12 protein-coding genes, 2 rRNA genes and 1 pseudogene are annotated in these 12,224 nt (G+C 60.1%); 7 read left to right on the forward strand and 8 right to left on the reverse strand.

All coding sequences use genetic code 11. The features are described from left to right. The 4 genes from KGB14_RS23265 to KGB14_RS23280 all read left to right on the forward strand — a co-directional run. Positions 1-93: ribosomal RNA gene (locus tag KGB14_RS23265) — 23S ribosomal RNA — on the forward strand; the annotation flags it as partial. Between the two features lie 145 nt (positions 94-238). Then, positions 239-354: ribosomal RNA gene (rrf, locus tag KGB14_RS23270) — 5S ribosomal RNA — on the forward strand. Between the two features lie 223 nt (positions 355-577). Beyond that, entirely contained in the window at positions 578-1,243 is a 666-nt protein-coding gene (locus KGB14_RS23275; protein ID WP_223488992.1) for a M24 family metallopeptidase, read from the forward strand. A 13-nt stretch (positions 1,244-1,256) separates the two neighbouring features. Continuing rightward, a complete protein-coding gene (locus KGB14_RS23280; protein WP_223488993.1) occupies positions 1,257-1,610 on the forward strand; it encodes a gamma-glutamylcyclotransferase family protein in 354 nt (117 codons plus the stop codon). A 118-nt stretch (positions 1,611-1,728) separates the two neighbouring features. On the opposite strand, the gene KGB14_RS23285 is transcribed toward KGB14_RS23280, so the two are convergent. Further along, positions 1,729-1,992 carry a hypothetical protein gene (locus tag KGB14_RS23285; RefSeq protein ID WP_223488994.1) on the reverse strand — a complete coding sequence of 88 codons (264 nt, stop codon included), beginning with the start codon at positions 1,990-1,992 and terminating at the stop codon, positions 1,729-1,731. Then, entirely contained in the window at positions 1,982-2,773 is a 792-nt protein-coding gene (locus tag KGB14_RS23290) for a VacJ family lipoprotein (RefSeq protein ID WP_223488995.1), read from the reverse strand. Before KGB14_RS23290 ends, KGB14_RS23285 begins: the two co-directional genes overlap by 11 nt. 165 nt (positions 2,774-2,938) lie before the next feature. Between KGB14_RS23290 and KGB14_RS23295 the strand changes: the two genes are divergently transcribed. Both KGB14_RS23295 and KGB14_RS23300 read left to right on the forward strand, forming a co-directional pair. Next, positions 2,939-3,649 (forward strand): response regulator, encoded by a 711-nt coding sequence (locus KGB14_RS23295; protein WP_223488996.1) that lies wholly within the window; start codon positions 2,939-2,941, stop codon positions 3,647-3,649. Further along, positions 3,646-4,998 (forward strand): ATP-binding protein, encoded by a 1,353-nt coding sequence (locus tag KGB14_RS23300; protein ID WP_223488997.1) that lies wholly within the window; start codon positions 3,646-3,648, stop codon positions 4,996-4,998. Before KGB14_RS23295 ends, KGB14_RS23300 begins: the two co-directional genes overlap by 4 nt. Before the next feature lie 185 nt (positions 4,999-5,183). Here KGB14_RS23300 and KGB14_RS23305 read toward each other — a convergent pair whose 3' ends face one another. The 5 genes from KGB14_RS23305 to KGB14_RS23325 form a co-directional block, all read right to left on the reverse strand. Then, positions 5,184-5,405: a formate dehydrogenase subunit delta gene (locus tag KGB14_RS23305; RefSeq protein WP_223488998.1), complete on the reverse strand. Its 222-nt coding sequence runs from the start codon at positions 5,403-5,405 to the stop codon at positions 5,184-5,186. Beyond that, positions 5,402-8,290 (reverse strand): formate dehydrogenase subunit alpha, encoded by a 2,889-nt coding sequence (gene fdhF, locus KGB14_RS23310; RefSeq protein ID WP_223488999.1) that lies wholly within the window; start codon positions 8,288-8,290, stop codon positions 5,402-5,404. Before fdhF ends, KGB14_RS23305 begins: the two co-directional genes overlap by 4 nt. After that, positions 8,287-9,843, reverse strand: a complete 1,557-nt coding sequence (locus KGB14_RS23315; RefSeq protein WP_223489000.1) for a formate dehydrogenase beta subunit — start codon at positions 9,841-9,843, stop codon at positions 8,287-8,289. The genes fdhF and KGB14_RS23315 overlap by 4 nt, the downstream gene beginning before the upstream one ends. Beyond that, complete coding sequence (locus KGB14_RS23320) at positions 9,840-10,316, reverse strand: formate dehydrogenase subunit gamma (RefSeq protein ID WP_223489001.1); 477 nt, start codon at positions 10,314-10,316, stop codon at positions 9,840-9,842. Before KGB14_RS23320 ends, KGB14_RS23315 begins: the two co-directional genes overlap by 4 nt. A 337-nt stretch (positions 10,317-10,653) precedes the next feature. After that, entirely contained in the window at positions 10,654-11,031 is a 378-nt protein-coding gene (locus KGB14_RS23325) for a hypothetical protein (RefSeq protein WP_223489002.1), read from the reverse strand. Positions 11,032-11,156: 125 nt separating this feature from the next. Here KGB14_RS23325 and KGB14_RS23330 point away from each other — a divergent pair. Then, a pseudogene (locus tag KGB14_RS23330) lies at positions 11,157-11,279 on the forward strand (PH domain-containing protein); the annotation flags it as partial. Between the two features lie 155 nt (positions 11,280-11,434). Here the strand turns inward: KGB14_RS23330 and KGB14_RS23335 are convergent. Next, positions 11,435-11,716 (reverse strand): DUF3077 domain-containing protein, encoded by a 282-nt coding sequence (locus KGB14_RS23335; RefSeq protein ID WP_223489003.1) that lies wholly within the window; start codon positions 11,714-11,716, stop codon positions 11,435-11,437. Positions 11,717-12,224 lie beyond the last annotated feature (508 nt).

Consider the following 12,224-nt stretch of genomic DNA (forward strand, 5'->3'; position numbering starts at 1 on the left):
GGCCGTCGAAGACTACGACGTTGATAGGTTGGGTGTGTAAGCGCTGTGAGGCGTTGAGCTAACCAATACTAATTGCCCGTGAGGCTTGACCATATAACACCCAAGCAATTTGCTGACCTGAAGAGGCACCAGATTGCGGTGTGTGAAGACGAAACGAACCGAAAGTTCGGGTAAAACACACAAACTATCGCATACCCAATTTGCTGAAGCGTCGAAAGACGGTTCGGTACCCGAATTTCTTGACGACCATAGAGCATTGGAACCACCTGATCCCATCCCGAACTCAGCAGTGAAACGATGCATCGCCGATGGTAGTGTGGGGTTTCCCCATGTGAGAGTAGGTCATCGTCAAGATTAAATTCCGAAACCCCTATCTGCGTATGCAGGTAGGGGTTTTGTTTTGTCCGCAGGAAAGTTCGTACAGCACCATCGGACTGCTCCCGGCTGTCACAGTCTTGCTCAGGCGTCATGGCGATGAATTGAAGCTAGGGTCATGGCTATATTTTTATTATTGAATATCGCAATGTATAAAAATATATAGCGCATGGCCTGCGCTTTCTTACAAAGGGAATGACTGATGACAACGGCCTTGAGCGGCAAAGAGGCGGTAGGCGAGTGTTACACGCTGGAAACGATGCGCCATGCCCAGCAGATGGCCTGGAAGGCCATCGAACAGATCGCCCAGGTTATCTCTCCCGGCATGCGCGAGTCCGAAGCCCAATTGCGAGGCAAGCAGATCTTGTCCGAACTGGGCATGGATCGAATCTGGCATCCATTGCTGATCCGCTTTGGAGCCAACACACTCAAAACGTTCAAACAGCGCTCCGATGGCGATCCTGTACTGGGTGACCAAGACATTTTCTTCATCGACATAGGCGCAGTCTGGCAAGGGCACGAAGGTGATGCAGGGGCGACTTTCACCACGGGGTCCGACCCGGAAATGATCGACTGTGCCGCAGCTGCCCGGGAGCTTTTCAATCGGGTCGAAGGCTTTTGGTGTAGTGAGCGGGTTTGCGGCATGGAGCTTTACCGCTATGCGGCCGACCAGGCGCAAGCCATGGGGTGGAAGCTCAACCTGGACATCAAAGGCCACAGAGTCAGCGATTTTCCTCATGCAATTCACCTTGGTGGCGACCTCGGGGATTTAGACAAATGCCCGACGACAGGCCTGTGGATTCTGGAAATCCAGATCGCCCACCCGGAGCGCCCTTTCGGAGCGTTCTACGAAGACTTGCTTATCTGATCGAGGAAACTTCATGCCAAGCCAACCAGAGCAACCGGTTCTGCTGTTTTCCTACGGCACCTTGCAGGATCAGGCAGTCCAGCTGTCCACCTTCGGGCGCGAGTTGAAAGGGCGCCTGGACCGCCTGCCAGGTTACAAGCAGAACCTGGTCGAGATAACCGATCCGGCAGTGTTGGCCGCTAGTGGGAAAACCCATCATCCCATCGTTCAGGAGAGTGGCGACCTGTGGGACGAGATCGCCGGCACTGTTTTCGAGATCACGGCCCAAGAGCTGGTCGCGGCCGATGAATACGAGGTGGCGGACTACAAACGCGTCAGTGTGACCCTCAAGTCCGGCATCAGCGCCTGGGTCTATGTGCGAGCCTGATTGCTGGTAAGGGCCGCAGTAACTGTACGAGAGGAAACAGATCTGTCTCTGTTTCGCTGTAGGCTTCGGGCGGGATGACGATCGGAAGACTTCCATCCTCCTTGTCATCACCCTGAAATCAAGACAGTGACTGGCTACCCGATTGCGTGACCTCCACCTCGCCATTGGCCACGAGCCAGCGCAACAGTTCTGCCACTGACACCGTATGGCTACGCTCGATCCAGCGCACCACCGCCTGGCCGTAGTGTTCGGTGTAGCGACTGAGCACCAGTTGGCGACAGTCCGCTGACAGGCGCAGGGTGATTTCCCGACAATGCAGATTGGCCGGGTCTTGCTGGATTACCCGTTTCTGCAGAGTCAGGCTATTGCTTTCAGAACCCATCGGCCGCTGCTCCTGTGCACTGTGGGGTGGTGTGCTCTGGCGAGCCTTGTTTGCCATCGGCTACGTAAGCGGCACGACGCTCGGCAACCACGTTACGCAGAGCGCTGTAGTAGTCCGGCAGTTTTTGCAGGCTGTCGGTCAACGGTAAGGCTTCTGCCCGACCATCGACGATGCCACCGACAGTGCTGATAGTGGACAGCGTGTCCACGGTATCGCTGCTGTTGCCGAACGGATCGACCACAAAGCCGAGCACGCGGCCGGCAGCGTCGCGGCTGTTGGAGGTGCCGAACAACGGCAGTTCGACGATCGGACCATTGCCGATGCCCCACACGCCGAAGGTCTGGCCGAAGTCCGCATCGTGACGCGGGATACCGGCCATGCCGGAAACGTCGATCAAGCCCACCACCCCGACCGTGGTGTTGAGCACGAAACGCCCCATGGTATTAGCCGAGCGCATCGGGTTGCCTTGCAGCAGGTCATTGATAAAGACCTTGGGCTCACCGAAGTTCGCCACAAAGTTATGCACACCGGTCTGGAAAAAATCCGGCATGTAACGATAGCCGCGAGCGACCGGCGCCAGAGCGTAGTCGTCGAGCACCCGGTTAAACGCGAAGACTCCGCGATTGAGTGGTTCCGCCGGGTCGTATACCGCATAGGCGACGTCGGCGCAGCTCACGTTGGTGGTGGACGGCGGCTGGCTGCTGCAACCCGCCAACCCTGCGGTCAGCACAGCAATCGAAGTATTACGGGCCAGCCAGGGAGCACACTTGAAAGGCAACATGGATGAGTCTCGGGAGGAATTCGCCGAGATACTGAGCCCCGTGCCTTGCGCGAAGATGTCTGGTTTATTGCGGCGATGACGTTTTGTTGCACGATTGAAATAAATGACGCGCTGCCGTGAATGGTTTTAGATGGCGGCTCCATTCGCCCCCTTAAGTGACTTTCGGTGAACAGCCTTTTAATTGTGGACGACGACCTTGAAGTCCTCGATCTACTGAAAAAATTCTTCGTGCAGCACGGCTACAGTGTCGAGGTCGCCACAGACGGCGCGTCGCTGTGGGCGGCCATAGAGCGCCAGGCACCGGACCTGATCATTCTGGACGTGATGTTGCCCGGCGACAGCGGGCTGATCCTGTGTCAGCAACTGCGGATTCGATATGCAATGCCGGTGATCATGCTCACGGCCATGGGCGAACTCAGTGACCGGGTGGTCGGCCTGGAGCTGGGCGCCGATGATTATCTGACCAAACCCTTCGACGCCCGTGAACTGCTGGCCCGAGTGCGCGCCGTGCTGCGGCGCGTGGACGAGCGCCGTCCGGTGCCGCAGGAACGGCCACGGCCGCTGATTGATTTCGCCGACTGGCACCTGGACGTCACTCGCCGTGAGCTGCGCTCGCCGGACAACGTGATGATCCCGCTCTCGGCCGGTGAGTTTGACCTGCTGCTGGTCTTCGTCGAACACCCGCAGCGTATTCTCACCCGGGAGCAGTTGCTGGACCTGGCACGCGGGCATTGCCATGAGGCGTTCGATCGCAGCATCGACGTTCAAGTCAGCCGCTTGCGACGCAAACTCGAATCCGATACCAAGCGCCCGGCAATGATTCGCACCGTGCGCAATGGCGGTTACCTGTTTACCCCCAGCGTGACGCGGCGATGAGCTGGCTCAAACGGATTCGCGCCCGAGACTGGCCGCAAGATACGGTGGCGCGCTGGATCGCATTGACGATCATTCTGGCCATGCTCATTTCACTGGCGCTAAACGGGCTGTTTATCCAACTGGCCGGGGTTTGGGCGCGTCCGCCGCTGACCGAAATCGGCTTGCTGGAAAAAGCCGCCGCCATCACCCGCGTCATCGAGGCCGCTCCGGCGCCCCTGCGCCCCTCATTGGCGCAAGCCGCCAACGAGAGCGGCTTCACGATCACTTGGCACCCTGATAGGCACGATCTCAATCTGCCGACCGTGGAAGATCCGAAGTCCGGCATCGGTTCGAGCATCCTGCAGCCGATGCTCAGAGCCCCTGACCGGCGCATCGAAGCCTATGAACCGGCCGACTGGAAGGAGCACACGGCGGATGCACATTACGCGCTGCTGATCGAGCTGTCGGACGCATCGTGGCTGATGTTCTCCGCGCCGTCGCGCAGTTGGGGTCTCGACGAAGCGCCACGCTACCTGATCGTGATCCTGCTGGTGCTGATCTCCACCGCCCTGGTCGCGCTGATCGCCACCCGGCGCCTCGCCACACCTTTGCATCACTTCACCGAAGGCGCCCGCCGCTTCGGCGTGGACTTCCGCGCACCGCCGATCGAACCGCTCGGTCCCCACGAAATCCGTCAGGCGATTCTCGCGTTCAATGCCATGCAGGCCCAGTTGCAGCACTTCATCCGCGACCGCACGCAAATGCTTGCCGCCATCTCCCACGACCTGCGCGCCCCTCTGACGCGGATGCGCCTGCGTGGTGAGTTCATCGAAGATACCGAGCAACAGCAGCGGCTGTTTCGTGACGTGGATGAAATGCAGGCGATGATCAACTCGGCGCTGGAGTTCTTCCGAGATGATGCCCGGCTTGAACCGGCGACCCAGTTTGATCTGGCGGAGCTGCTGCAAACGTTGCTCGATGATTATCGTGATCAGCGCATCGAGATTGCCTTCAGCGGGCCGCTGCGGTTGGTGTATTTCGGGCGACCGTTAGGGCTTAAACGGGTGATCACCAACTTGCTTGATAACGCCATCAAGTACGGTAGCGAGCCGGAGATTGAACTGATTCCCAGTGCTGGAGAGGTGCGGATCAAAATACTGGACCGTGGGCCGGGTATTCCAGATGCCAGCCTTGAACAAGTATTCGCGCCGTTCTTTCGCATGGAAGGCTCGCGCAATAAAAGTACCGGGGGTGTTGGCTTGGGGTTATCGGCGGCGCGGGCGATTGTGCTGGAACACGGAGGCGAGCTGACCCTGCGTAATCGGTCGATGGGCGGGTTGGAAGCGTTGGTGGTGTTGCCGGTGCATTAGTCCTGAAAAACTCGCAATACATGCTCACATGCGGCGAGGGAGCTTGCTCCCGCTGGATCGCGAAGCGGCCCCCCCTTATCTTCAAAAAGAATGGGGCTACTGCGCAGTCCAACGGGAGCAAGCTCCCTCGCCACAGTTTTCAGTCAACAAGCCAAGGGGCAATCCTCCCCAAGGATCGTGTAAACCTAAGCCTCCCAGCCCGCCCCACTGACCGCTGCCTGCGCCAGTGGGTGCAAGTCTGCCCCCTGATGTTCGGTCTGCCAGGCCAGCAACTCCTTGCGCATGCCGGGCGTCCAGTACATCTGCAGGTGATTACGCACGCCGAGCACGGCCTGTTGCTGGTCCGGTTCGCTGGCGAAGTACTGGGCGATCTGGTTGACCATTTTGATCAGGTTGTCAGTGCTCATCGGCGTACCTCGGCTTTTGTTCCGGCGGTGCGTGCCTGGCGGCGCTCATCGAGCAGTCGTTGTTGTTCGTCGCTGAATTCCTGGTAGCGTTTTTGCCACTCGGAAGGGTGGTAGACGCGGCTGACTTCCACGGCGGTGACCTTGTACTCCGGACAGTTGGTGGCCCAGTCGGAGTTGTCGGTGGTGATGACGTTGGCCCCCGATTCAGGGAAGTGGAAGGTGGTGTACACCACGCCCGGTGCTACCCGTTCGGTGATCCGCGCGCGCAATACGGTCTGTCCGGCGCGGCTGCCGATGCCGACCCAATCACCCTCGTTGATACCACGGCTTTCGGCGTCGGTCGGGTGGATTTCCAGGCGGTCTTCGTGGTGCCAGGCGACGTTGTCGGTACGCCGGGTCTGGGCGCCGACGTTGTACTGGCTGAGGATGCGCCCGGTGGTCAGCAGAAGAGGATAACGACTGTTGACCTTTTCCTCCGTGGGCACGTAGCCGGTGAGCATGAAGCGCCCCTTGCCGCGCACGAACTCCTCGATGTGCATGGTCGGCGTGCCGTCCGGTGCCGCGGCGTTGCACGGCCATTGCAGGCTGCCATGGCGATCCAGTTCGGCGTAGCTGACGTTGGTGAAGGTCGGCGTCAGGCTGGCGATTTCGTCCATGATTTCTGACGGATGTTTGTAGTTCATCGGGTAGCCCAACGCATTGGCCAGGGCCACGGTGCCTTCCCAGTCGGCCTTGCCGCCCAGAGGCTCCATGACCTTGCGCACTCGGGAGATGCGCCGCTCGGCGTTGGTAAAGGTGCCGTCTTTTTCCAGGAACGAGCTGCCCGGCAGGAACACGTGGGCGAACTTGGCGGTTTCGTTGAGGAAAATGTCCTGCACCACGATGCATTCCATGGCCGACAGGGCCGCGGTGACGTGTTGGGTATTGGGGTCGCTCTGGGCGATGTCTTCGCCCTGGCAATACAGGCCCTTAAAGCTGCCGCTCAGGGCTGCTTCGAACATGTTGGGGATGCGCAGGCCCGGGTCGGGTTGCAGGGTGACGTTCCACGCCCGTTCGAACTGCGCCCGTACCGCCTCGTTGGAGATGTGACGGTAGCCGGGCAGCTCGTGGGGGAAGGAACCCATGTCGCAGGAGCCCTGAACGTTGTTCTGCCCACGCAGCGGGTTCACGCCCACGCCTTCGCGGCCGATGTTGCCAGTGGCCATGGCCAGGTTGGCGATGCCCATGACAGCGGTGCTGCCCTGGCTGTGCTCGGTGACGCCCAGGCCGTAGTAGATCGCCGCGTTGCCGCCGGTGGCATACAGACGGGCGGCGGCGCGGATGTCGGCAGGGTTGACGCCGCAGACGTCGGCAAGGACTTCCGGCGAGTTTTCCGCGCGGCTGACGAACTCGCGCCAGTGGGCGAAATCAATGTCCTCGCAACGAGCGTCGATAAAGGCCTGGTTGAGCAGGCCTTCGGTGACGATGACGTGGGCCAGCGCGTTGAGCATGGCGACGTTGGTGCCCGGGCGCAGGGCCAGGTGCACTTCGGCGCGGGCATGCACCGAGTCCACCAGATCAATGCGTCGTGGGTCGATGACGATCAGTCGCGCGCCTTCACGCAGGCGGCGTTTGAGCTGGGAGGCGAACACCGGGTGGGCGTCGCTGGGGTTGGCGCCCATCACCAGGATCACGTCGGCCTGCATCACCGAGTCGAAACTCTGGGTGCCGGCGGACTCGCCCAAGGTTTGTTTCAGGCCATAGCCGGTCGGCGAGTGGCAGACCCGCGCACAGGTGTCGACGTTGTTGTTGCCGAAGGCGGCACGGATCAGTTTTTGCACCAGGTAGGTTTCTTCGTTGGTGCAGCGGCTGGAGGTGATGCCACCAATGGAGTCGCGGCCATATTTTTGCTGCAGCCGGCGGAATTCGCTGGCGGCATAGGTCACCGCCTCATCCCAGCTGACTTCCTGCCAAGGGTCATTGATGTGCTTGCGGATCATCGGTTTGGTGATGCGATCCGGGTGGGTGGCGTAGCCCCAGGCAAAGCGCCCTTTGACGCAAGAGTGGCCGTGGTTGGCTTGGCCGTTCTTGTCTGGAACCATGCGTACGACCTGATCGCCTTTCATCTCGGCGCGGAACGAGCAGCCCACGCCGCAATAGGCACAGGTAGTGATCACGCTGTGTTCGGGCTGACCCAGTTCGACCACGCTTTTTTCCATCAGGGTCGCGGTGGGGCAGGCTTGCACACAGGCGCCGCAGGATACGCATTCGGAGTCGAGGAAGTTCTCGCCACCGGCGGCCGCGACCCGGGATTCAAAACCGCGTCCGGTAATGGTCAGGGCAAAGGTGCCCTGGGTTTCTTCGCAGGCGCGCACGCAGCGGTTGCAGACAATGCACTTGCTCGGGTCATAGTCGAAGTAGGGGTTGGAAGTGTCCTTCACGTCGGCCAGATGGTTGTCGCCTTCATAGCCGTAACGCACCTCCCGCAGGCCGACCTGGCCAGCGACGGTTTGCAGCTCGCAGTTGCCGTTGGCCGAGCAGGTCAGGCAGTCCAGCGGGTGATCGGAGATGTACAGCTCCATGACATTACGGCGCAGGGTGGCGAGCTTCGGTGTTTGGGTGTGCACGCTCATGCCTTCGCTGACCGGCGTGGTGCAGGACGCCGGGTAGCCGCGCATGCCATCAATCTCCACCAGGCACATGCGGCAGGAGCCGAAGGCTTCCAGGCTGTCGGTGGCACACAATTTGGGAATGGTGGTGCCCAGCAGCGCGGCGGCGCGCATCACCGAGGTACCTTCGGGCACGCTGATGCTGCGGCCGTCGATGTTCACGGTGACCTGCACCTGACTTTCGCGGGCTGGCGTGCCTAAATCGATATCGGTTTTCGGGTCGAAGAGAGTAATCATTGGTCGGCCTCCGAGGACTGCAGACCGAAGTCGGCGGGGAAGTACTTGAGGGCGCTGACCACCGGATAGGAAGTCATGCCGCCCAAGGCGCACAGCGAACCGTATTGCAGGGTGTCGCACAGGTCCTTGAGGATGATCACCTGCTCATCGCGACCGTTCTGGTCAGGTGCGGCCAGCAGGCGGTCGATCACCTCCACGCCCCGGGTCGAGCCGATGCGGCATGGGGTGCATTTGCCACAGGATTCCTCGGCGCAGAACTGCATGGCGAAGCGCGCCATGTGGGCCATGTCGAGGCTGTCGTCAGCCACCACCACACCACCGTGACCGAGCATCGCGCCGATGGCGGCGAAGGCTTCGTAATCCAGCGGCGTGTCGAATTGCGACGGTGGCACCCAGGCACCGAGCGGGCCACCGACCTGTGCGGCTTTCAGCGGCCGACCACTGGCGGTGCCGCCGCCGTAGTCTTCCACCAGTTCCCGCAGCGTCAGGCCAAAGGCCCGTTCCACCAGCCCGCCGTGACGGATATTGCCCGCCAATTGGAAAGGCATCGTGCCCAGGGAGCGGCCCATGCCGTAATCGCGATAGAACTGCGCGCCCTTGGCCAGAATCAGCGGCACCGAGGCCAGGGTCAGCACGTTGTGTACCAGCGTCGGCAGGCCGAACAGCCCTTGCAAGGCAGGGATGGGCGGTTTGGCGCGGACGATCCCGCGCTTGCCTTCCAGAGAGTCCAGCAGCGCGGTTTCCTCACCGCAGATATAAGCGCCAGCACCGACTCGCACTTCCATATCGAAGGCCAGGCCGCTGCCGCCGACATTGGCGCCGAGGTAACCGGCATCTCGTGCGATGTTCAACGCTGCACGCAGCGTGGCCACGGCATCCGGATATTCCGAGCGCACGTAGATGTAGCCGTAACTGGCGCCGACGGTGATACCGGCAATGGCCATGCCTTCGATCAGCAGGAAGGGGTCGCCTTCCATCAACATGCGGTCGGCGAAAGTGCCGGAGTCGCCTTCGTCGGCGTTGCACACAATGTACTTTTGCGCTGCTTGGGTAGCGCGCACCGTGCGCCACTTGATCCCGGCCGGAAAGGCCGCGCCGCCACGGCCACGCAGACCCGAATCGAACACTGCGGTCGCGGTCTGCTCGCCGCCCAGGGCGATGGCCTGGGTCAAACCCTCAAAGCCGCCGTGAGCCCGGTAATCCTCCAGGGACAACGGCTGGGTAATGCCAGCACGGGCGAACAGCAGGCGTTGTTGAGTCTTGAGATAAGGCAACTCTTCCACTAGACCCAAGGCCAGCGGATGGTCGGACGACTTGCCTTGCAGCGCATCGAGCACCGACGGCACATCGGCCGCGGTCAGCGGACCGAAGCCGATACGGCCTTGCGGGCTGTCCACTTCCAGCAGCGGTTCCAGCCAGTACAGGCCGCGAGAACTGGTACGTTGCAAGTCCAGATTGCGTTCCGCAGCTTGAGTGGCAAGGGCCACAGCCACTTCATCGGCACCCACGGCACGGGCAAGAGAATCACAGGGCAGATAGAGGCGCGGCATCATGCGTCCTCCTGGCAAGCATCGAGCAATGCATCCAGACGCTCAGCACTGAGCCGCGCATGCACCCGGCCATCCAGCTCAAGAGCCGGCGAACAGGCGCAGGCACCGAGGCAATACACCGGCCGCAGACTGATGCTGCCGTCGGCACTGCTGCCGTGATCATCCAGTTGCAGGCGTTCACGCAACTGCGCGGCAAGCTGCTCGGCGCCGCGACTCTTGCAGGACTCAGCGCGGCACAGACGCAGAATATGCCGGGCTGGAGGCGCGGTGCGGAAGTCATGGTAGAAGCTGATCACCCCGCGAACCTCGGCCTGACTCAGGTTCAGCGCGTGGGCAATCTCGGGGATGGCGGCATCGGGAATGTAACCGATGCCCTCCTGAATCTCATGAAGGATGGGCAACAGTGCGCCGGGGGAGTGCTTGTGGCGCTCCAGCAGGCTGTTGACCATAGGCAGGTGCAACATCTCATCAGGCATTCAGCATTCCTCACGATCACGGACAAACCAGGCGGTTGTCGGTTGTCCGAAAGTGTCGGCTGCGGCAGTCACACCACGTCACGGTATCGTGGCATTTTCAGGCCGTTGGCCAGGCACCCTGAGCGGGCATCTTGTGGGGCCCGGTACGGTCTTTGCCGCACCTCTTCAGGGCATATCCGGCAGCTTGCCATGCTGCCTTTGATTCATCAGCACCAAAGCGACGTGTTCGATTCTGTCTACGACTACCTGTTAAGTCTAGAAGAGCACAGCCCGGGGCGTTCGCTCACTGAGTATTTTTCAGGTAATCCTTGATCGCGATGAGCGGGGTGTCAAAACATTACTTGGCGGGAAGGATCATCGCCCACAACACCACCGTGGTCAGTGCCGCCAACACACTGCACGCTCCGGCGATCAAATGACGGACGATGGGGGATTCAGACTGATTGAACCTAGCGATCACCAAAAGCCAAGTTCCGACAAAGGCCCCTAAAACCGCCATCAACGTATAGAAAATGAATACAACGCCCCGTACCGAGTTTCCTCCGGGGACAAACCATCTGTTGAACAGAATCAGCACCGCAATCCCGACAATAAAACTACCCACAGCACCTGCCAGGTTGGCGAGCCACAGATTCAGGGTGCCACGGTTCCTCACCACCCAAATCCACATTCCCACTGTCGCAGCGAAGAACACCAACATGCCGATTAGCTGCATTCAATCCTTTCCCTTGTTAACACTGCCCCTGAAACCGCCTTTGGTTTCTTTGATGAGATGAGGCGATGGAGGCAAGATATCAAAATGATGGCTCTGGGCTGAAGGGCATTGTTGTTTGATGTGGGTTGGATTCCGAGTTGGAGAGTTGTTTTTCATCGTAGGGGAAGGTGAAGTTTGAATTCACCGGCAGGACTTCGAGGGTGGAGATTTCGACGCTGATTTCTCAGCATTTGCTGAGAGCTGAGTGATCGAAAGCCCCGACAATCTCGGGGCTAACAAGGCCTTTCCGTCAAGCGCAATCCCTGTGGGAGCGGGCTTGCTCGCGAAAGCGCCAGGTCAGCCAACATCAATGCTGAGTGCACTGCCGTCATCGCAAGCAGTTGGCTCCCGCAGGCCTTATGCCTTACCGACTGGCATCAGAACCATCCCGCCTAAGCACCTTTACCGCATCATCAACCACCGCCTTACTCATCGCCGTCAAATAATGCGCGGCCCAGGCGTGGCGGTCGGTGTCTTTGGCGTAGGCAGCATCTTCGGTCAGCTTTTTGGCGAGAAACAGAAAGTCAGAAGCCATGGCTAACGCGTCACCGAGGGGAACGCCGCTAGTGACATGGAACAGGGCTTGATCCGCGCAGTAGATGGCGGGTGTTAGGCCGATGGTTTTGAGTTCTGATTGTTCGGTCATTGGCCACCTCCGATGACGGAGAGGCGGTGGGAGAGGGAGGATGGTGAGGCGTTACTCGATTGGGAACTGCCTTGAGGGAACAGCCAAAATTTGTACGGATTCATGCTGCGCATTATCAGACTCCTTGATATGAGGAGCTGCCACGTTCGTTTCCACACGAATGGGTGACAGCTGTGCGCAGGGTGGAAAACCGGGAATCAAGGAAACCGGCACGCCCGAAGACGTCCCACGCACAGCCGCCATAACTCACGCCGCAGGCACAAAAAAAGCGCCGGCAAACGTGATGGGGGCGCTGTTGCGCCTTGAATTACACGGGTTTCCACACCCGGTCGCTGAATTGGCAGCGACGGTGGAAGGGTATCGTGCAGCCCCTTTTCCTGCAACCTTCGAGAGCGCTGGGGACTATGTGGCCAATCATTGCGGATACTCGGGTGATGAGGAGACGGCGGGCTGAAGAGAGAGGTACTTGCGTCATGAAACGCATTGAAACAGGTCAATACCATCTGTC

It is taken from the genome of Pseudomonas sp. A-RE-19, from assembly GCF_019956555.1.
Classification (GTDB): Bacteria; Pseudomonadota; Gammaproteobacteria; order Pseudomonadales; family Pseudomonadaceae; genus Aquipseudomonas.

What these genes read in the sequence shown, in the direction of transcription:
- KGB14_RS23325 (WP_223489002.1), bottom strand. Translation starts at nt 11,031, where the DNA reads ATGCAGCTAATCGGCATGTTGGTGTTCTTCGCTGCGACAGTGGGAATG.
- KGB14_RS23285 (WP_223488994.1), bottom strand. Translation starts at nt 1,992, where the DNA reads ATGGGTTCTGAAAGCAATAGCCTGACTCTGCAGAAACGGGTAATCCAG.
- fdhF (WP_223488999.1), bottom strand. Translation starts at nt 8,290, where the DNA reads ATGATTACTCTCTTCGACCCGAAAACCGATATCGATTTAGGCACGCCA.
- KGB14_RS23315 (WP_223489000.1), bottom strand. Translation starts at nt 9,843, where the DNA reads ATGATGCCGCGCCTCTATCTGCCCTGTGATTCTCTTGCCCGTGCCGTG.
- KGB14_RS23320 (WP_223489001.1), bottom strand. Translation starts at nt 10,316, where the DNA reads ATGCCTGATGAGATGTTGCACCTGCCTATGGTCAACAGCCTGCTGGAG.
- KGB14_RS23300 (WP_223488997.1), top strand. Translation starts at nt 3,646, where the DNA reads ATGAGCTGGCTCAAACGGATTCGCGCCCGAGACTGGCCGCAAGATACG.
- KGB14_RS23305 (WP_223488998.1), bottom strand. Translation starts at nt 5,405, where the DNA reads ATGAGCACTGACAACCTGATCAAAATGGTCAACCAGATCGCCCAGTAC.
- KGB14_RS23335 (WP_223489003.1), bottom strand. Translation starts at nt 11,716, where the DNA reads ATGACCGAACAATCAGAACTCAAAACCATCGGCCTAACACCCGCCATC.
- KGB14_RS23275 (WP_223488992.1), top strand. Translation starts at nt 578, where the DNA reads ATGACAACGGCCTTGAGCGGCAAAGAGGCGGTAGGCGAGTGTTACACG.
- KGB14_RS23280 (WP_223488993.1), top strand. Translation starts at nt 1,257, where the DNA reads ATGCCAAGCCAACCAGAGCAACCGGTTCTGCTGTTTTCCTACGGCACC.
- KGB14_RS23290 (WP_223488995.1), bottom strand. Translation starts at nt 2,773, where the DNA reads ATGTTGCCTTTCAAGTGTGCTCCCTGGCTGGCCCGTAATACTTCGATT.